Origin of the sequence: Bacillus sp. 16GRE42 (assembly GCF_019837435.1) — a bacterium.
Taxonomy (GTDB): domain Bacteria; phylum Bacillota; class Bacilli; order Bacillales; family Bacillaceae_G; genus Bacillus_A; species Bacillus_A wiedmannii.
Genome location: NZ_JADAXF010000008.1, coordinates 69311 through 88826, shown reverse-complemented (window position 1 = coordinate 88826; position 19516 = coordinate 69311). Strand labels below are relative to the sequence as shown.

17 protein-coding genes, 2 tRNA genes and 1 riboswitch are annotated in these 19516 nt (G+C 36.3%); of the genes, 13 read left to right on the top strand and 6 right to left on the bottom strand.

What is annotated here, in order from left to right; genetic code table 11:
- Positions 1-7: 7 nt before the first annotated feature.
- The 11 genes from ILS93_RS26675 to ILS93_RS26625 all read left to right on the top strand — a co-directional run bounded on the left by ILS93_RS26675 (position 8) and on the right by ILS93_RS26625 (position 11607).
- A tRNA-Gly gene (locus ILS93_RS26675) sits at positions 8-79 on the top strand.
- A gap of 10 nt (positions 80-89) precedes the next feature.
- Positions 90-162: transfer RNA gene (locus ILS93_RS26670), tRNA-Ala, on the top strand.
- Between the two features lie 116 nt (positions 163-278).
- Positions 279-1424 (top strand): glycerate kinase, encoded by a 1146-nt coding sequence (locus ILS93_RS26665; RefSeq protein WP_064474424.1) that lies wholly within the window; start codon positions 279-281, stop codon positions 1422-1424.
- A 209-nt stretch (positions 1425-1633) separates the two neighbouring features.
- Positions 1634-2527 (top strand): arginase, encoded by an 894-nt coding sequence (gene rocF / locus ILS93_RS26660; protein WP_000711562.1) that lies wholly within the window; start codon positions 1634-1636, stop codon positions 2525-2527.
- Between the two features lie 249 nt (positions 2528-2776).
- Positions 2777-3598: a diadenylate cyclase CdaA gene (gene cdaA, locus ILS93_RS26655; protein ID WP_064474423.1), complete on the top strand. Its 822-nt coding sequence runs from the start codon at positions 2777-2779 to the stop codon at positions 3596-3598.
- Complete coding sequence (locus ILS93_RS26650; protein WP_088048205.1) at positions 3591-5078, top strand: CdaR family protein; 1488 nt, start codon at positions 3591-3593, stop codon at positions 5076-5078. Before cdaA ends, ILS93_RS26650 begins: the two co-directional genes overlap by 8 nt.
- Entirely contained in the window at positions 5071-6417 is a 1347-nt protein-coding gene (gene glmM, locus ILS93_RS26645) for a phosphoglucosamine mutase (protein ID WP_000521485.1), read from the top strand. The genes ILS93_RS26650 and glmM overlap by 8 nt, the downstream gene beginning before the upstream one ends.
- A gap of 286 nt (positions 6418-6703) precedes the next feature.
- On the top strand, positions 6704-6889 hold the full coding sequence (locus ILS93_RS26640; protein WP_064474421.1) for a hypothetical protein: 186 nt from the start codon (positions 6704-6706) through the stop codon (positions 6887-6889).
- Positions 6890-6901: 12 nt separating this feature from the next.
- The gene (gene glmS / locus ILS93_RS26635) at positions 6902-8704 is read left to right on the top strand and encodes a glutamine--fructose-6-phosphate transaminase (isomerizing) (RefSeq protein WP_064474420.1); all 1803 of its coding nucleotides are present in this window, start codon (positions 6902-6904) and stop codon (positions 8702-8704) included.
- 253 nt (positions 8705-8957) lie between these two features.
- Positions 8958-10922, top strand: coding sequence for a S9 family peptidase (locus ILS93_RS26630; protein WP_222661618.1), 1965 nt, complete (start codon positions 8958-8960; stop codon positions 10920-10922).
- A 118-nt stretch (positions 10923-11040) separates the two neighbouring features.
- Positions 11041-11607 (top strand): DUF4256 domain-containing protein, encoded by a 567-nt coding sequence (locus tag ILS93_RS26625; RefSeq protein ID WP_098110824.1) that lies wholly within the window; start codon positions 11041-11043, stop codon positions 11605-11607.
- A gap of 71 nt (positions 11608-11678) precedes the next feature.
- Here ILS93_RS26625 and ILS93_RS26620 read toward each other — a convergent pair whose 3' ends face one another.
- On the bottom strand, positions 11679-12185 hold the full coding sequence (locus ILS93_RS26620) for a DoxX family membrane protein (protein WP_222661617.1): 507 nt from the start codon (positions 12183-12185) through the stop codon (positions 11679-11681).
- Positions 12186-12342: 157 nt separating this feature from the next.
- Entirely contained in the window at positions 12343-13629 is a 1287-nt protein-coding gene (locus ILS93_RS26615; protein ID WP_064474417.1) for a DUF5068 domain-containing protein, read from the bottom strand.
- 466 nt (positions 13630-14095) lie between these two features.
- Here ILS93_RS26615 and ILS93_RS26610 point away from each other — a divergent pair, with 466 nt between their 5' ends.
- On the top strand, positions 14096-14872 hold the full coding sequence (locus ILS93_RS26610; RefSeq protein WP_222661616.1) for an SDR family oxidoreductase: 777 nt from the start codon (positions 14096-14098) through the stop codon (positions 14870-14872).
- Positions 14873-14909: 37 nt separating this feature from the next.
- Here ILS93_RS26610 and ILS93_RS26605 read toward each other — a convergent pair whose 3' ends face one another.
- The 4 genes from ILS93_RS26605 to ILS93_RS26590 form a co-directional block, all read right to left on the bottom strand.
- A complete protein-coding gene (locus ILS93_RS26605) occupies positions 14910-15578 on the bottom strand; it encodes a methionine ABC transporter permease (protein ID WP_000527137.1) in 669 nt (222 codons plus the stop codon).
- Complete coding sequence (locus tag ILS93_RS26600) at positions 15553-16593, bottom strand: methionine ABC transporter ATP-binding protein (protein ID WP_103656053.1); 1041 nt, start codon at positions 16591-16593, stop codon at positions 15553-15555. Before ILS93_RS26600 ends, ILS93_RS26605 begins: the two co-directional genes overlap by 26 nt.
- 12 nt (positions 16594-16605) lie before the next feature.
- Entirely contained in the window at positions 16606-17418 is an 813-nt protein-coding gene (locus ILS93_RS26595) for a MetQ/NlpA family ABC transporter substrate-binding protein (RefSeq protein ID WP_064474414.1), read from the bottom strand.
- A gap of 84 nt (positions 17419-17502) precedes the next feature.
- Positions 17503-17617: riboswitch (SAM riboswitch) on the bottom strand.
- A gap of 80 nt (positions 17618-17697) precedes the next feature.
- Positions 17698-18606 carry an NAD(P)-dependent alcohol dehydrogenase gene (locus tag ILS93_RS26590; RefSeq protein WP_064474413.1) on the bottom strand — a complete coding sequence of 303 codons (909 nt, stop codon included), beginning with the start codon at positions 18604-18606 and terminating at the stop codon, positions 17698-17700.
- Between the two features lie 145 nt (positions 18607-18751).
- Here ILS93_RS26590 and ILS93_RS26585 point away from each other — a divergent pair, with 145 nt between their 5' ends.
- Entirely contained in the window at positions 18752-19516 is a 765-nt protein-coding gene (locus ILS93_RS26585; RefSeq protein WP_098101566.1) for a hypothetical protein, read from the top strand.

Sequence of the window (19516 nt, the reverse complement as noted above, 5' to 3'; positions counted from 1 at the left end):
CATTTTCGCGGAAGTAGTTCAGTGGTAGAATACAACCTTGCCAAGGTTGGGGTCGCGGGTTCGAATCCCGTCTTCCGCTTCATTACTAAGGGGCCTTAGCTCAGCTGGGAGAGCGCCTGCCTTGCACGCAGGAGGTCAGCGGTTCGATCCCGCTAGGCTCCATCTAATAGAAAAGCTTACATCATATGATGTAAGCTTTTTTTGTGTGTTTAAAAAGACAACTTTCATATTTGTCATTTAAAATGGAGAAAACGCGAAAATAAAGGATGGGGATAATTGTGAAAGTTGTTATTGCATCTGATTCATATAAAGAAAGCTTAAAAGCTATAAAAGTATGTGAAGCTATTGAAAGAGGATTTGAAGCAATTTTTCCTAAAGCAGAGTACGTAAAAATACCAATTGGAGATGGAGGTGAAGGAACGGTTGATTCACTTGTGGATGCTACTGATGGAAGAATGATACCTCTTCATGTGACAGGGCCGCTTAGAGAACGTATACAATCCTTTTACGGTATGTCTAAAGATAAAAAGACAGCGTTTATTGAAATGGCAGCAGCATCAGGATTACAACATGTTCCGGTTAAAAAGCGAAACCCACTTATTACAACGACTAAAGGAACCGGAGAGCTTATACTACATGCGCTAGACGAAGGAGCTGAGCACATTATTTTAGGACTTGGCGGAAGTGCTACAAATGATGGTGGAGCAGGTATGCTGTCAGCTTTAGGGGTCAGGTTTATAAATGGAAAAGGGGAAGTAATAGAGCCATCTGGAGGAACATTACATTCGATTGTCGCTATTGATTTTTCATGCATGGATTCACGCTTACTGCATATAAAGATAGAAGCAGCATGTGATGTAGATAATCCGTTAGTTGGAATAAGGGGAGCATCTTTCGTATTTGGGAGGCAAAAGGGTGCGAATGCAGAGATGATGAAAGAGCTGGATGAGAATTTAAAGCATTATGCGAATATCCTTAAACAATACTTATCTTGCGACGTATCTAAAATACCTGGCGCAGGAGCCGCAGGAGGAATGGGAGCAGCTGTTATTGCAGTGTTAAAGGGAAACTTGCGGAGAGGAATTGAAATTGTATTAGACTATACAAATTTTGATAAGCATATAGAAGGTGCAGATTTAATTATAACTGGCGAAGGGAGAATAGATGAACAAACAGCATATGGAAAGGCCCCTGTAGGTGTTGCGGAGCGTGCAAAGCATTTTCGTATTCCTGTCATTGCTATTGGAGGATCTGTATCTCCGAATTATCCAGCTGTTCATGAAAAAGGAATCGATGCAGTATTTAGTATTACAGCGAGTCCTATGACATTAGAAGAGGCATATAAAGTAGCGGAAGAGAATATCGAAATGACAGCAAAGAATATTGCCGCAGTATGGAAAATAGCATCAGAAAAACACTTCTAAATGTAGGAGTGTTTTTTATTATTATTTAATAATAATGATGGTAGTTGTTTCATTAAGTTAACTTTATACATAGAATAGTCTTGAAATTGGGTTTTTAAGGCGAATACAAGTGAATGATTTGTATATCCATACAGAAAAATGTCGAGTTGAGTCAGACTATATAAAAGATTTAAAATATTTAGTGAAGGCATAAAAGGGGGATACTATCTATGAAAAAAGAAATCTCAGTTATTGGAGTTCCAATGGATTTAGGACAGATGCGTCGTGGGGTAGATATGGGGCCGAGTGCAATCCGTTATGCAGGCGTAATTGAAAGAATTGAAGAAATTGGATATGACGTTAAAGATATAGGAGATATACGTATAGAGAGAGAAAAAGAAGTAGATGTAAATACAAACTTAAGAAACCTTACACAGGTTGCAACTGTATGTAACGAATTAGCAAGTAAGGTGGATCATATTATAGAAGAGGGACGTTTTCCACTTGTATTAGGTGGTGACCATAGTATCGCAATTGGTACATTAGCTGGTGTTGCGAAACATTATAAAAATTTAGGTGTTATTTGGTACGATGCACATGGTGACTTAAATACAGAAGAAACTTCACCATCTGGAAATATTCATGGCATGTCACTTGCAGCAAGTCTAGGGTATGGACATCAAACGCTTGTAGATTTATACGGGGCATATCCAAAGGTGAAAAAAGAGAATGTTGTAATTATCGGTGCACGTGCATTAGATGAAGGAGAAAAAGACTTTATTCGCAATGAAGGTATTAAAGTATTCTCGATGCACGAGATTGATCGTATGGGTATGACGGCTGTTATGGAAGAAACAATCGCTTATTTATCTCATACTGATGGTGTACATTTATCATTAGATTTAGATGGTCTTGATCCTCATGATGCACCAGGAGTTGGCACGCCTGTAATTGGTGGCCTATCTTATCGTGAAAGCCATTTAGCAATGGAAATGTTAGCGGAAGCTGATATTGTTACATCTGCTGAGTTTGTTGAAGTAAACACAATTTTAGATGAGCGAAACAGAACGGCAACAACAGCAGTTGCTTTAATGGGTTCTTTATTCGGTGAAAAACTAAAATAAATGTAAGAAAAGCAACTGAGAAGTTGCTTTTTTTATTTGAAAATAAGCGTATAATAATGATTTATATTATACTGTACGATAATAATGTTTGACATCTTACCAATTTAGACTAAAGGAGGGTTGTTTGTAATTGTCGTTTGTTTCATGTATGGTATAATTAACTAGTTGTTGGAAATACATACAGATAGAGCATAAAACAATATTTCAATATATGGATAGAATTGCTCGTAAGTAGGAGGAAGGGTTAGCATGCCTTTTGAAGATACGACCATTTTGAAATATCTTAGTACGGTATTAGATATTGCCGTTGTATGGTTTATTATATATAAGCTAATTCTCATAATTCGAGGGACGAAAGCTGTTCAACTTTTAAAAGGGATTACAGTTATTATTGTCGTTCGGATGATCAGTATTTTCCTTGAATTGCATACGCTTTATTGGCTAACTGAGCAAGTATTAACGTGGGGATTTTTAGCCGTTATTATTATTTTCCAGCCAGAATTGCGAAGAGCACTTGAGCAGCTAGGACGCGGGAGTTTATTTTCGCGTGTTGGAACTCATGAGGATGATGAACCTGAAATCGTTGCAACAGCGATAGCGAAAGCAACGGAATATATGGGGAAACGTAGAATTGGTGCATTAATTACTTTGTCAAAAGAGACCGGTATGGGTGATTATGTGGAAACGGGTATTCCGCTAAATGCACACGTATCATCGGAATTACTTATTAATATTTTCATTCCTAATACACCTCTTCACGATGGAGCGGTTATTATGCAAGGAAGTACCATTAAAGCAGCAGCGTGTTATCTTCCGTTATCGGAAAGTCCGTTTATTTCTAAGGAGTTAGGAACTAGGCATCGCGCTGCAATGGGAGTTAGTGAAGTTACTGATAGTATTACAGTAGTTGTGTCGGAAGAAACTGGCCAAATTTCTTTAACGAAAAATGGTAAGTTGCATCGTGATTTGAAGACAGAACAACTGAAAGATATGTTGTTAGCTGAATTTAGTGCGAACGAAAAAACGACTTCTTCGTCTTTATGGAATTGGAGGAGAAAGCGTCATGGATAAGTTAATGGAGAATCATTGGTTTCTAAAAGGGATCTCATTACTATTGGCGTGTATGCTTTTTATGTCAGCGACTTTAACTGAAAAAAATACGACATCGGGGATAATACCTTTCGCAAATGATGCGAAAGAAACCTTAACTAATTATGCCATTAACCTTAAGTATGATGAAGAAAAATATATTGTAAGTGGTATTCCGTCAGAGGGCGTTAAGGTGAAGTTAGAGGGCCCAAAAGCAGCAGTTGCTACAGCAAAAGCAAAAAAACAATTTGATATACCAGTTGATTTGAGAGATAGCGAAAAAGGAACTTATGAAGTTTCTTTGAAAACGAACGGGCTTCCAGATGATGTGAAAGGAACAGTTCAGCCATCAACAATTAAAATTACTCTACATGAAAAAGCGAGAAAATACGTTCATGTAGACTTAAAATTATCAAATGAGGATCAAATGCCAGCGGGTTCTACTCTCGAAAAATCAAACATTAAACCTGATACTGTTGAGGTAGTTGGGACGAAAGAAGAAATTGAAAGTATTTCATCTGCTAAGGCGTATATTGATTTAAAAGGTGTTAATAAAACTGTTACAAAAACAGTCGAAGTTACATTATACAATAAAGAAGGAAAACGTTTAAATGTAAGAACGAGTCCATCTAAAATTAGTGTAACATTGAATGTGGCGACGCAAGCTACGGCCAATAATACTGAAAAAACTGTTCCTGTAACGTATACGAAAAAGGGGAGTTTACCAGAAGGATTGGCCGTTACAAATATTAGCATTGAGCCGAGAGAAGTAACGATAGCAGGTCCAAAGGATATCTTGGATAATATACAATCGATAGAGGGGGTCGAAGTAGATCTTAGTCAATTGACAGAGTCTACAACATTCGATACCTCTGTTTTATTGCCAAAGGGTGTAACAAGTGCAAAACCGAATCAAGTGAAGGTTTCGGTAGGAGTACAAAAAACAAAACAAACGAAAACAAGAACGATTGATGGTATATCAATTCAAAAAAATGGACTTTCTAAAGATGTTACGGCCCAGCTACTTTCGCCGCAAGATGGGAAGATAAGCGTTGATATTTCAGGAGAAACAAGTATAGTAGATAAAATAACAGCTGCTCAAATAACAGCAGCCATTAATTTGCAAAATGTATCTCCGGGGACGAAGGATGTTTCTATTCAAGTGAGCGGTCCTGGTAATATTTCAATAGAGCCAAAGCAAAAAAGTGCTAAAGTCACAATTGTGAAGAAAGAAAATCCAGATAAAGAAGTACAGGGGAACGGTGAAAAACCGGATTCAAATAATAACCAAGATAATCAAACTGAAAAACCAAAAAATCCTGAACCTGAACCTAAGCCTGACACGGAACAGGAACAAAATAAAGAAAAAGAAACTAGTCAAGAGCCAACAAAAGAAACTAGTCAAGAGCCAACAGTAGATAATCAAAAAGAGCCAGAAAAAGGAGCGAATCATAATGGGTAAATATTTTGGTACAGATGGAGTACGCGGGGTTGCGAACCAGGAGTTAACACCTGAATTAGCGTTCAAAATTGGACGTTTTGGTGGTTATGTATTAACAAAAGATACAGATCGTCCAAAAGTAATTATTGGCCGTGATACACGTATATCAGGACATATGTTAGAAGGAGCTTTAGTAGCGGGTCTATTATCAACTGGAGCAGAAGTAATGCGCCTTGGCGTTATTTCTACACCAGGCGTTGCTTATTTAACAAAAGCGTTAGATGCACAAGCAGGTGTTATGATTTCTGCATCTCATAATCCAGTACAGGATAACGGAATCAAATTCTTCGGTTCAGACGGTTTTAAATTAACAGATGAGCAAGAAGCAGAAATTGAAGCTTTATTAGACAAAGAAGTTGATGAACTACCACGTCCAACAGGTACGAATCTTGGACAAGTGAGTGATTATTTTGAAGGCGGACAAAAATATTTACAATATATTAAACAAACTGTAGAGGAAGATTTCTCTGGTTTACATATCGCTTTAGATTGTGCGCATGGTGCTACGTCTTCTTTAGCTCCATACTTATTTGCGGATTTAGAGGCTGATATTTCAACAATGGGAACTTCACCAAACGGTATGAACATTAACGATGGAGTAGGTTCTACGCATCCAGAAGTATTAGCAAAATTAGTAAAAGACAAAGGCGCTGATATCGGTCTTGCCTTTGATGGTGATGGTGACCGTTTAATCGCTGTAGATGAAAAAGGAAACATCGTTGATGGCGATCAAATTATGTTTATTTGTGCGAAGTACATGAAAGAAACTGGTCAACTAAAGCATAATACAGTCGTTTCAACTGTTATGAGTAACTTAGGTTTCTACAAAGCACTTGAAGCTAACAATATCACAAGTGATAAAACAGCAGTTGGTGACCGTTACGTAATGGAAGAGATGAAGCGTGGTGGTTACAACTTAGGTGGAGAACAATCGGGTCATATTATCTTACTTGATTACATTACAACTGGTGATGGAATGTTAAGTGCACTTCAACTGGTAAACATCATGAAAATGACGAAAAAACCATTATCTGAGCTTGCAGGTGAGATGACAAAATTCCCACAATTACTAGTAAACGTTCGTGTAACAGATAAAAAACTAGCATTAGAAAATGAAAAAATTAAAGAAATTATTCGTGTTGTAGAGGAAGAAATGAACGGTGATGGCCGTATTCTTGTTCGTCCATCTGGAACAGAGCCACTTATTCGTGTAATGGCAGAAGCACCAACACAAGAAGTGTGTGACGCATATGTACATCGTATTGTAGAAGTTGTGAAAGCTGAAGTTGGCGCTGAATAATTTGATGAATTTATTGAAAAGGAGCACAAGAAGTGCTCCTTTTTCATATGTTTTATAGACGATGAAAAAAATTTCATTGACGGTTTATCCATGTTTGTTATAAGATGGTCTTGTTCTTTTTCTCAAAGGAAATATTGTAAATTATAAAAGCGCCAGAACTACAAGTAGTGTAGTTGACGAGGTGGAGTTTATCGAGATTTCGGCGGATGACTCCCGGTTGTTCATCACAACCGCAAGCTTTTACTTAAATCATTAAGGTGACTTAGTGGACAAAGGTGAAAGTGTGATGAGAGAAAGGGAACGGATGAAAACTAGCTGTATAAGTATATACGGACTTAAACCCAATCGAGAGGAAGGTGAAAGCCGTTACAAGCTTACAGGGCTAGCAATATGTAATCCGTTTTTTAGTATAAATAAAAATGGTATCGGACTATGTCGTTACATGTTCGCAGAGCAATGTAAGCATTTGTAACGGCGACTAAACATGTGTGGAATCGTAGGATTTATTGGAGAACAAGATGCAAAGGAAATTTTATTAAAAGGTTTAGAAAAGCTAGAATATCGTGGATATGATTCAGCAGGTATTGCAGTACAAACAGAGAACGGTGTTGTTGTATACAAAGAAAAAGGCCGTATTGCAAAACTTCGCGAAATCGTAGATGAGAACGTAGCGGCAAGCGTGGGAATCGGTCACACACGCTGGGCTACACATGGTGTTCCAAGCAAAGTAAACGCGCATCCGCATCAAAGTACATCAAAACGTTTTACACTAGTTCATAACGGTGTAATTGAAAACTATGAATTAGTGAAAAAAGAATATTTACAAGATGTAACGTTCGTAAGTGAAACTGATACAGAGATTATCGTACAGCTTATGGAACAACAAGTGAGCACAGGATTAAGTGTAGAAGAAGCGTTCCGTAATACGCTATCTCTTTTACATGGCTCTTATGCGATCGGATTACTTGATGCTGAAAATCCAAACATGATTTATGTTGCTAAAAACAAAAGCCCGCTATTAGTAGGTGTTGGTGACAACTTTAATGTTGTGGCGAGCGACGCTATGGCGATGTTACAAGTTACAGATCAATTTATTGAGTTAATGGATAAAGAAATCGTAATCGTAACGAAAGAAAGTATTACAATTAAAAACTTACAAGGTGAAACGATTGAACGTGCACCGTTTACAGCGGAATTAGACGCAAGTGATATTGAAAAAGGAACATACCCTCATTTCATGCTTAAAGAAATCGATGAGCAACCACTTGTAATCCGTAATATAATTCAAAAGTATCAAGATGAAAATGGCGAGATTGAATTAGATCAAGACATCCGCAATGCGATTTTAGATAGCGATCGTGTTTACATCATTGCATGTGGAACGAGTTATCATGCAGGTCTTGTTGGAAAACAATTTATCGAGAAGTTTGCAAAAATGCCAGTTGAAGTGCATGTAGCAAGTGAATTCTCTTATAACATGCCATTATTAACAGAGAGACCATTCTTCATTTACATTTCACAAAGTGGTGAAACAGCTGATAGCCGTGCAGTACTTGTACAAACGAATGAAATGGGTCATAAAGCATTAACGATTACAAACGTACCTGGTTCTACGCTTTCTCGTGAAGCTGATTATACACTTCCGTTATACGCGGGACCAGAAATCGCAGTTGCATCAACGAAAGCTTACACAGCACAGCTTGCAGTACTTTCAATTTTAGCTGCGGACATTGCTAAAGCGAAAGGCGAAGTTCTTGATTTCGATTTAACACACGAATTAGGACTTGTAGCAAATGCAATGATAGAACTTTGTGATCAAAAAGAAGAAATGGATGCATTAGCAAAACAATTTTTAGCAACAACTCGTAACTGTTTCTTCATCGGACGTAGCGTAGACTTCTACGTAGGATTAGAAGGTGCGTTAAAGCTAAAAGAAATCTCTTACATCCAAGCAGAAGGATTTGCTGGAGGAGAATTAAAACATGGTACAATCGCTTTAATTGAAAATGGTACACCAGTTATCGCACTTGCTACACAAGAGCACGTAAACCTTGGAATTCGTGGTAACGTGAAAGAAGTAGTAGCACGCGGAGCTAACCCATGTATCATCTCAATGAAAGGCTTAGAAATGGAAGGTGACAGCTTCGTATTACCAGCTGTACACGAAGCACTAGCACCGCTAGTAGCAGTTATTCCATTCCAACTTATCTCATACTATGCAGCACTTCACCGCGAGTGTGACGTTGATAAGCCACGTAACTTAGCTAAGTCTGTTACTGTTGAGTAGGAGATTGGTAGGTTAATAAATATATGAATCGGTACCCCTTTAGATATGTTATCTAAAGGGGTATTTTTGTGTTGAAAAAGAACATCTGAAATTGGTAAGTAGACAGAACCCCAAAAATTAAAGTTTTACTTTATCGGATATACTTTTATTTATCTGAATTTTTAGTTATCATTTTGAGTATGTGTGAACAATTTTCTTTATTATGAAGAGAAGAGACGATAGATGCATGGACATTACAAGGGGGACTTATTATATGAAAGTGAAAGCAAAAACATATTTAAGTATAGAAGAGATTATTTCATTACCGGCCGTATCAAGTGCAAACATAAGTGATGATGGCAAAAACGTAGCATTTGTTAAGAAGAGTGCTAACTGGGAAGACAATACGTATAGAAATCATGTATGGATATATGAAACAGATAAAGAGCAGAGTTACCTACTAACAAATGGGGATATAGATAGTACACATCCAGTATGGTCTCCAGATTCTAAGACTATTGCATACCTTAGCCCAGGCCGTGACAGGGCTAATACAAATCAGATCTTTGTTAAGTCAATAGACGGTGGTAGTGAGGTTCAAATGACGGATGAGAAGGAAGGAGTTAATACATTCAAATGGGAGCCTACTGGTAAAGGTTTTTATTATATTGCACAGTCAAAAGAATGTGAGGAAATCAAGAAACGTAAGGAACGATATGGAGATTTCCGCCATGTAGGTAAGGAACATCGGAATAATTGTTTATACTACATTGAGATAGAAAAAGCGATACAAAGTGATAAAGAGGAACGCGAGATTAAAAATGTTTATCAATTAACGGATGGTAAGGATTTTTATATACATAACTTTGATATTTCAAATGATGGGAAAAAGGTTGTATGTATGGCTACACCAAGCCTAAACGATTATATGAATGGTGATCTATATATATTAGATGTTGAAGCTGGGGAACTACAAAAGATGAATATAGATAAGTTGTTAGGAGCGAGCGTCTGCTTTTCTCCTGAGGGCGATAAAATATGTTACGCAGCAAGCATAAGAGAGAAGGATTATTATAGAAATCATATACAAGATAATACAATAGAGATATATGATATGAATACTAGAGAGGTAATTCAACCTTTAACAAATTTTGATAGTACGGTTATGCCATTGCAGTGGACAGCTACAGGAATTTTAATTAGATGGCAGGATAAAACGAATTACCGTATTGGATTGCTATGTGAGGATGGTACTGTGGAAATGTTAAGCGAAAAAGTAGATGGTTTTATAATGGATGCCTCTATAACAAGGGATGGCAATCATATAACATATACTAAGGCTATAACAAATGAAACCTTTGAAATCTATTTGGATGATAAAAAAATAACGAATGAAAATAGCTTTTTCGAAGGAAGGCTTAAAAGTAACAGAGAAATCATCTCATGGAAAAGTAGTGATGGACTGGAAATAGAAGGTGTTTTATCAACCCCAGTAGAGTTTGACGCAAATAAAAAATATCCCTTATTAGTAGTAATCCATGGTGGTCCAGCTTGGGCGTCCTTTCCGATATTTTCAGACTGTTTTAATGAGAAATATCCGATTGAACAGTTTATCGAAAAAGGCTTTATCGTTTTAGAGCCAAACTATAGAGGAAGTTCTGGTTATGGTAATGAATTTTTAAAAGCAAACTATAGAAAACAGGGAATTGCTGATTATAATGATATTATATCTGGAGTGGATGTACTGGTTGAAAAAGGGATTGTAGATAAAGATAGATTGGGAGTTATGGGATGGAGTAACGGAGGATATATATCAGCTTTCTGTTCTACATTTAGTGATAGATTTAAAGCTATTTCAGTTGGGGGCGGAATCACGAACTGGAGTACCCATTATGTAAATACAGATATCCCTTACTTTATTAGCATGCATTTAGGAGATACTCCATGGAATGATCCAGAGATATATAAGAAAACATCACCAATGACATATATTAAATCAGCCTGTACGCCTACCTTAATTCAACATGGGGAAAAGGATGTAAGAATTCCAACTACAAATGCATATGAGCTATATGAAGGGTTAAGAGATATGGAAGTCGATACAGAGTTAATTATATTTAAAGGAATGGCATATAGTCCTAATCAGCCAGGAATGAATGTAGCTATTATGAAGCAGAATTTGATGTGGTTTTCACACTATATTCTTGGAGAAAGCATGAAAGATTTTCGTACTATATAATGGATATCCGCACAGGGATTTTTCGTTGTGCAATTGTATCAGATTGTTGTAAACTGTATGCAAACCATTATTGAGAAGACTTAAATGATTATAAGGAAACGTAATTCGGAGGACTAATATGACAGAGAATAAAAATGAGTTATCTGTAGAACAACGTGAAGAGCTATTAAAAGTATTACAAGCTCGTTTTGAGAAAAACATGAACCGCCATGAAGGTCTTGAATGGGCTAAAGTGGAAGCGAAGCTGGCTACTAATAATGAAAAATTATGGTCAATTCATGAAATGGAAGTAACTGGCGGTGAGCCGGACGTTGTTGCTTATGATGAAGAGAAGGATGAGTATACTTTCTATGATTGTTCAAAGGAGAGTCCTAAAGGTCGTAGAAGTCTTTGTTATGATCTTGAAGCATTAGAATCAAGAAAAAAACATAAACCAGAAAATAACGTTATTGATGTGGCAACTGCTATGGGCATTGAATTATTAACGGAAGAACAATATCGAGGGTTGCAACAACTTGGGGATTTCGACATGAAATCATCAAGCTGGGTACAAACGCCTTCAGATATTCGAGAACTCGGTGGTGCTCTATTTTGCGATTATCGCTTCGGACACGTTTTTGTGTACCACAATGGAGCAGATTCCTATTATGCTGCTAGAGGATTTCGCGGTTCGTTAAGAGTTTAAATTTGGAGTAAGTAAGAAAAGAGCCTATACGTAGGCTCTTTTTCTTATTTGTATTTTAAAAGTAACTGTTACTACGCAGTTTTACTTAATTTATATGTTTCATGGTTGTTTTTACGGAAAAGTTTAGAGAAAACATAGCCATCCAATCCAATACGTCCAGCGTTATGACCTGCAACTAAAATGAACATAGTTAAAATAAGCAGATTTGGGTTTACACTAACAGTTCCACTTAGTAAAAATGAAAGATTCATTATAATTCCAAAGAATGCAGCAGTTTTTGTTAATCCGCCTAAAATTAAACCTAGACCTACTAAAATTTCTCCCCATTGAACTAAAAAGCTAAATAGGTCTGCGTTTGGAAGAACAAAGTGTTGAAGGAAATCTGCCCACCAACTTTGTACGGCAGGGTGGTCACCTGACGCTTGAGCGATAGCGCCCTTTAGAAAACCACTTGCATCAAAAGATTGTCCGAAAACTTTTCCTATCCCAGCAGCGAGCCATGCATACCCTATGTAAAATCGTAAAAATAATAATATGAAAGCAGCACGTTTATCAGTTCTTAAAAAATTGATAACCATTGAAATCCCTCCAATATTCTATTTACATGTTTATTATATATCTAATGTGAAAAAAATCACAATGGATAAAGTGTGAACAAAAATGGTATTTTTATAAAATAAAGAAGGCATATAACAATCATATGTTATATGCCTTTTCTAATATATACTTAGTAATTTATTTAGGTAATGTAAATTTAGCTTTTTTACCTTGTGAAATATCTTTTGCTTCTTTATTTCTCATAGGTCCTAACTCAATCTCAAAGCTTTTGTCTTTCCAAATCTTTTCATACTGCTCTTGATCTAAAATATACACTTGCAGTAACTCTCCAGATGTTCCTGTTTTGACTGAAGCGTTATAGTCGTAATTTAGTAGCATACCTTCATTAATCGTATATTGTGTACCATCATTTACTCTTAATGTAGAGCTTATAGGAGATAGTGAAACGTCTTGAGCATCTTTGTTATCAAGCTTGAATTTTACTGTTAACAGAACAAGCCCGTTTTTAAAATTTGCAAAGCGTGGAGCTTCGACGGAATTTGGTGTGAATTGAGTGAATTGGTATCCGTCTAATGTAACATTAACAGCGCCTAATTCTTGGCTGTTATTAATACTTGATTTCTCTTTTAACATTTTTTTATCGCCCATGTTATTAGCTGTAGCTTTATCTTGGTAGAAAGTGTTATCTGTTGCAACCTTTTCAGCACCTTGTTTGTTTAAACTTAATGAAAAGCTTCCAGGACTGCCGATTGGAGCATCAAATTTTCCTTTATTAGCTTGTGCAGTTGGGACTGTGACTGAGACTGTTGAGAGACTTGAAATTTTTGCTAAATCATCTTTTCCGAATGGATACGCGATATAACCAGAAATAGTTTCCCCTGCTTTTACTAAGTAATCATTCGTTGGAGCAAGCTTAGTTGGTAGCTGATCTTCTTTTGGAATTAAATCTTTATAGTTACTATACGTTTTCTGCGCACCAGTAAATGACATGTCCAATGCTGGCATATAATAAATATCTTTATCTGAACTATTTTTTACGCTGTAGTTCACAAGAATAACTCCGCCCTCTGTTTGACGATTAAACGGAATGTCGAAGTTTGTATGGAATCCATTTAATTCAACTAATGTGTAACCATTCATTGATACTGAAACATCTTCAGCTTTATACACTTGTGGTTCCTTATTTTCAAAAAGAACCTTTGTTTTACCACCTGTTTCTTTTTCCATATAGGAAATCAGCTTAGAGTAATCGCTTGAGCTAGTAGCTGTATTTTCAGGCTTTTTATCTTCGGATTTTTTTTCTTCAGGTTTATTTTCTTTCGTTGTATCCGTTTTTTCTGTTTTGCTTTCTTTTGTTGTATTTTCTTTTTGTTCTTTATTTGTCGTATCGCTTTGACCACAGCCAGTTATTACAAACGCTGCTACGATTACTGTAGAAAATAAAGAAAGTAACTTTTTTGACATGTTTTTTTCCCCCTATTTGTTTAAAACTAGTTGAGTCATTCTGTATAATCAGACCGTTTACAACTCTCACATTAGCCCCACAGTTTATTATAAAAAACAAAGCCAGTATTTACCAGTGTTTTTCTGGTTATTTTAATTATTTAATTATTGTAATATACTAAAATTAGTAGAAGGTCGGCATAGAATATTGACCTTTATTTTTTTATCATTTGAAATATTACATCATATTGGTATGATAGAAATAGAGATATATGGAAAGGGGACAAGGACTCAATATGTGGATGAGCTTGTAATGATTAGAAACTAGATAGATAAATTTTTCTCTCATAAGTGAGAGGTTATTTAGCTTTCTGTAAATCATTCAAGGACTGCATATTTGGCTTGTACATCCCTTTTGTAAAGATAATGCATAGGGAAATTCATATCTCTTATATAAAATATGCGTCCTTTAAAATTGGAGGAGTATATGATGAATCAATTAAAAAATAAAATAGCAGTTGTTACAGGTGTAAGTCGTCTAGATGGTATAGGCGCAGCAATTTGTAAAGAATTAGCTGAAGCAGGATACGATATATTTTTTACGTATTGGACAGCGTACGATCAAGAGATGCCTTGGGGCGTTGATCAAAGTGAACAAATACAATTAAAAGAAGAGTTACTAAAAAGCGGTGTTAAAGTATCGAGTATGGAGTTAGATTTAACTCAGAATGATGCATCGAAAGAGCTTATAAATAAAGTTACTGAGCAACTCGGCTATCCTCATATATTAATTAATAATGCAGCGTATTCTACGAATAATGACTTTTCTAATTTGACTGCTGAAGAATTAGATAAGCATTACATGGTAAATGTTCGTGCGACTACGTTGTTAAGTAGTCAATTTGCCCGAGGGTTTGATCAGAAATCTGGTGGTAGAATTGTGAATATGACATCGGGACAATTTAAAGGTCCTATGGCAGGAGAACTAGCATATGCAACAACGAAGGGAGCTATTGACGCTCTTACTAGTACGTTGTCAGCTGAAGTGGCCCACCTAGGTATAACAGTGAATGCAATTAACCCAGGTCCAACTAGTACAGGATGGATGACTGAAGAGATAAAGCAAGGATTAAAGCCGATGTTTCCTTTTGGTAGAATTGGTGAGCCAAAGGATGCAGCAAGACTTATTACATTTTTAGTAAGTGAAGAAGCAGAATGGATTACTGGACAAGTTATTCATTCAGAAGGTGGATTTAAAAGATAAAAATAAGGTATCTCACCCTGGTGAGATACCTTATTTTTTAATCTTTCTTCAATCTTCGTGCAACACCATTTCCTAAAGACTGTAGTCCTTGAACGAGGATAATTAAAATAAAGACGGTTGCATACATTACTTCAGGTTCGTAGCGTAAATGTCCGAATCGATATGCTAAATCACCAAGACCGCCAGCACCTACAAGTCCAGCCATTGCTGTTGCGCCAATTAAGCCAATTGTTGCGATTGTTAATCCAAGTACAAGGGAGGGACGAGCTTCTTTCACCATAACGTGCCAAATGATTTTAATAGTTGAAACGCCCATCGCTTGGTAAGCTTCAATAACACCACGATCCACTTCTAATAAAGCGGTCTCCATTAATCGTGCAATATAAGGAGCTGTGAATACGACAAGCGGTACGATAACACCTTGCACACCAATGGATGTTCCCATTAGAAACTTTGTAAAAGGTAAAATGAAGAATAATAGAATGATAAATGGAAGAGAGCGAATGATATTAATAATTGTATTAAGAATTGGATAAATAATTTTATTTTCGTGCTGTCCACCAGGTCTCGTTAAAACAAGAGTGACACCAAGTGGTAGCGCAATAAGGATAGAGATGAATAGTGAAATAGATGTCATTTGAAATGTTTGAATGGTTGCTTCCCATATGACTTTACCCCATTCATCCAAAAAGGATTTGTTTCCCATAGTCTGTTCTACCTCCTTCTACTATGATCCCTTGCTCTTGTAAAAATGATAAAGCACGGTTTACTTCATTTTTCTCACCCTGCATATGAATGACTAGTTTCCCATATGCTTCATGTTTTAACTGTGTAATATTACCGGATAAAATATTTGGATACACTTGAAAACGTTTTGTAGCGATAGCTAACGCTGGTTCGCCAGAAGAGGTTCCTATAAATGAAAGTGTTACGATTTCTCCGGTTCTTTGTAGTTCTTTTTGTACCTCTTCTGGAATTTTAGCTGCAAATGCACTATTTACGAATTTTTTCGTTGTTACATGTTGTGGGTTGGTGAAAATATCTTTTACAGTCCCACTTTCGATTACTGCTCCATGTTCCATAACAGCAACTCGGTCACATATACGCTGGATGACATGCATTTCATGTGTAATTAATAAAATTGTAATCCCGATTTCTTCATTAATCTTTAGTAATAGGTCGAGAATAGAATCCGTTGTTTCTGGGTCTAAAGCACTCGTTGCTTCGTCGCTTAATAACACTTCCGGTTCATGTGATAGTGCACGTGCAATGGCAACACGCTGCTTCTGGCCACCAGAAAGTTCACTCGGATAGGCATCTTTTCGATTAAAAAGATCAACAATACGTAAATACTTTTCTACCCTTTTTTCAATTTCATTTTTTGGAAGACCAGATAGACGTAACGGTAATGCGATATTTTCATAAACTGTCACAGTTTTAAGTAAGTTGAATCCTTGAAAAATCATCCCGATTTTTTGTCTCGCTTTTGCGAGTTCTTTTGTTGATAAAGTTGTTAAGTCTTGGTCGTTTATAATGATATTTCCTGTCGTTGGTTTTTCTAATAAATTTACACATCGAATTAATGTACTTTTACCAGCGCCACTATATCCAATGATTCCAAATACTTCACCCTTTTTTACTTGAAGGGAAGTAGGTTTAAGAGCTTCTACATTCCCTTTTTTTGTTGTAAATAGTTTGGATACATTTTTTAATTCAATCATTATCGTCAGCTCCTACCAAGATGGTAAAACTGAACCATCAAATTTTTTCTCGATAAATTCTTTTACTTCTTTAGATTGATAAGCTTTCTTTAATTTATTTACAACAGCATCATCTTTATTTTCAGTACGAACAACGACCCAGTTTACATATGGCGAATCTTTACCTTCGCGGAAAATAGAATCTTTCGCAGGGCTTAATTTTGCACCTAATGCAAAGTTTGTATTAATTGCAGCTGCTTTCACTTCACTTAGTTGTGTCGGTAATTGAGATGCTTCTAATTCAACAATCTTTAATTTCTTTGGGTTTTCAATTACATCTTTCGCAGTCGCTTTTTCTGTAGCCTTTGGATCCACTTTTAAAACACCTGCTTTTTCAAATAGTTTTAAAGCTCGAAGTTCATTCGTTGGATCATTTGGCACAGCAATCGCATCGCCCTCTTTTAAGTCTTTTACATCCTTTAAGCTTGTAGAATATACGCCCATAGGGAATGTCACTGTTGAAAATACTTCTGTTAATTTCATATTACGTTCAGCTTTAAATACGTCTAAATATGATTTCGTTTGATAGCTATTTACATCGAGGCTTTTTTCATCTAAAGATACGTTTGGTGCTACATAATCATTAAATACTTTTACATCAATTTCGAGACCGTCTCTCGCTGCCACTTCTTTCACCTTTTCAAAAATTTGTTCATGCGGTCCACCCGTTACGCCGACAGTAATCTTTTTCTCATCTAATGCTTTTACCTCTTTATCGGAATTAGCACCACATGCACCTAACAATAATACCGCTCCACTTACAATGCTCAATAATATTTTTTTCATCTATAGTTCCCCCTTCATATACGTTCCAAAATAAAAAGCACCTCTCAAAATAAGAGAGGTGCCGAATAGACAAAATAGGTTCCTCTCTTATCTTCCAAAACGAAAACTCGTTTTGCAGGAATTAGCACCTTAGCTTATATGTCATAAGCTCGGTTGCCGGGCATCATCGGGCCAGTCCCTCCGCCACTCTTGATAAGAGTATGTGTATGTAGTTTTTTAATATGGTACTAATAGTAAATCTTACAAAAAGAATTGTCAACGTTATTTTCTGAATATATTTTATTTTAAGGTAATCGAAACGCTCCCTTTTTTATGTCCCTTTTCCACATACATATGAGCTTCAGCAATTTCTTCTAATCGGTAAGTTCTATCAATAACGGGCTTTAGTTTTTCCTTTTCGACTAGTTCCTTTAATAGAATCATATCGTCTTTACTTACCTTTGCCATCATTCCATTAACAGATACATATTTTCCGTTGGGTGTTAATGTATTTGTACAAAGGGATTTTTTATACTTCCCAACTGCATCAAATATAATATTGTAGCATTTGCCCTGCTTAGTAAAATCTTCTTTCGTATAATCAATTACTTTATCAGCTCCTAAGGATTGAACGAGTTCAAAATTTGAATTACTACAAACAGCCGTAACGGTCGCACCGAAATATTTAGCAAGTTGTACAGCAGCTGTTCCTACTGATCCGGAGGCACCATATATGAGCACCTGTTGCCCTTTTTTTATACGGCCCTTTCTCAGGAAATGTAATGCTGAAGTTCCACCAAAAGGAATAACTGCCGCTTCTTCATACGTCACATTGGTAGGTTTTAATGTTATTAATCCACTTTCATGTACGCATGTGTACTCGGCATAACCACCGAGGTTTAGTTCTGTTAATGCAAAAATTGGATCACCTTTTTTAAATTGAGTTACATCTGTTCCTACTTCTTCGATTTCACCGGATAACTCTACGCCGAGTACAGGTTTTCTCGGTTTTCTGAAACCTAATATGATCCGCATAGGAATCCAAAATAAGAGGGGGCTATTAAAGCCGCGTATTCTACAATCTCCAGTCGTTACACTTGTTGCGTGAATTTTAATTAATACTTCGTTCTTTTTAGGTGTAGGTTTCTCTATATCTTGAAGCTGAAGAACGTTAGGTGGTCCATACTGTGTGCAAATAATCGCCTTCATAATGACCTCCTGAAATGAGTTGTTGTTATTTACATCATATTAAAAACCTTCATTAAACATGTCGCTATATAGCGAATAAAGATTAAAAATTATATAGATTTCGTAGGAAAAGAGGTGATATTATTTTTGGAAAGGGGGCGACATTATGAAAAAAACTATTTTTATTTCAAGCTTAGTGCTTGCAATCAGTCTAGGGGTAGGTTGTAGCAATGAGAAAACAACAAAGACTGATGAACCGAAAAAAGAAGCCATGCAAAAAGAAAAGGAATTAGCAGCGAAGGATGTTTTCAAGAAAACGAACGAAGCTTTTAAAAATGAAGAACATGTAACGATGACATATGATGTAGGGATAAAAGCTGAGGGAGCAGAGATGGATATATTAAAGGCTAAGATGCAATTAGAGCCAAAGACAAAGAATTCTCGTTCTGAAATGAATATCTCTGGTACAGATGTTGTAGTGTATACTGTGGATGGTAAAGTTGCTGGTGAGGTGAAAAACCCTAATACAGGAGAAGTTATAACCGTATCAGAGGAGCAATTAAACGCTGGTGGAATGAAAGCGACTCAAGATATTATAGATAATTTAGAAGTACCAGCAGTAGTTTTAGATAAAATGAAGATGGAGAAAAGCGGAGATAAATATAAACTGAAATTTACATTAAAAGGGCAAGAAACAGAAAGTATGTTAACTAGCATGGATGAAACGCAGAAGAAAATGTTACAAGCACAAAATGCGAAGATAGAAGAAGTGGATGCAGAATATATCATTACAAAAGATTTTAAATATGAATCAGCAAAGATAGACATGATTATGAGTAGTAACGGCAAGGATAAAGCACACATTATTACGAACGCAAAATATACGTCGTACGAAAAGTTTGATCCAATACAATTGCCGGCAGCAAAGTAA

Coding starts and splice junctions, on each gene's coding strand:
- ILS93_RS26620 (WP_222661617.1), bottom strand. CDS start 12,185: ATGGTTATCAATTTTTTAAGAACTGATAAACGTGCTGCTTTCATATTA.
- ILS93_RS26595 (WP_064474414.1), bottom strand. CDS start 17,418: ATGAAAAAAATATTATTGAGCATTGTAAGTGGAGCGGTATTATTGTTA.
- glmS (WP_064474420.1), top strand. CDS start 6,902: ATGTGTGGAATCGTAGGATTTATTGGAGAACAAGATGCAAAGGAAATT.
- glmM (WP_000521485.1), top strand. CDS start 5,071: ATGGGTAAATATTTTGGTACAGATGGAGTACGCGGGGTTGCGAACCAG.
- rocF (WP_000711562.1), top strand. CDS start 1,634: ATGAAAAAAGAAATCTCAGTTATTGGAGTTCCAATGGATTTAGGACAG.
- ILS93_RS26605 (WP_000527137.1), bottom strand. CDS start 15,578: ATGGGAAACAAATCCTTTTTGGATGAATGGGGTAAAGTCATATGGGAA.
- ILS93_RS26600 (WP_103656053.1), bottom strand. CDS start 16,593: ATGATTGAATTAAAAAATGTATCCAAACTATTTACAACAAAAAAAGGG.
- ILS93_RS26590 (WP_064474413.1), bottom strand. CDS start 18,606: ATGAAGGCGATTATTTGCACACAGTATGGACCACCTAACGTTCTTCAG.
- ILS93_RS26585 (WP_098101566.1), top strand. CDS start 18,752: ATGAAAAAAACTATTTTTATTTCAAGCTTAGTGCTTGCAATCAGTCTA.
- cdaA (WP_064474423.1), top strand. CDS start 2,777: ATGCCTTTTGAAGATACGACCATTTTGAAATATCTTAGTACGGTATTA.
- ILS93_RS26630 (WP_222661618.1), top strand. CDS start 8,958: ATGAAAGTGAAAGCAAAAACATATTTAAGTATAGAAGAGATTATTTCA.
- ILS93_RS26650 (WP_088048205.1), top strand. CDS start 3,591: ATGGATAAGTTAATGGAGAATCATTGGTTTCTAAAAGGGATCTCATTA.
- ILS93_RS26625 (WP_098110824.1), top strand. CDS start 11,041: ATGACAGAGAATAAAAATGAGTTATCTGTAGAACAACGTGAAGAGCTA.
- ILS93_RS26610 (WP_222661616.1), top strand. CDS start 14,096: ATGATGAATCAATTAAAAAATAAAATAGCAGTTGTTACAGGTGTAAGT.
- ILS93_RS26640 (WP_064474421.1), top strand. CDS start 6,704: ATGAGAGAAAGGGAACGGATGAAAACTAGCTGTATAAGTATATACGGA.
- ILS93_RS26615 (WP_064474417.1), bottom strand. CDS start 13,629: ATGTCAAAAAAGTTACTTTCTTTATTTTCTACAGTAATCGTAGCAGCG.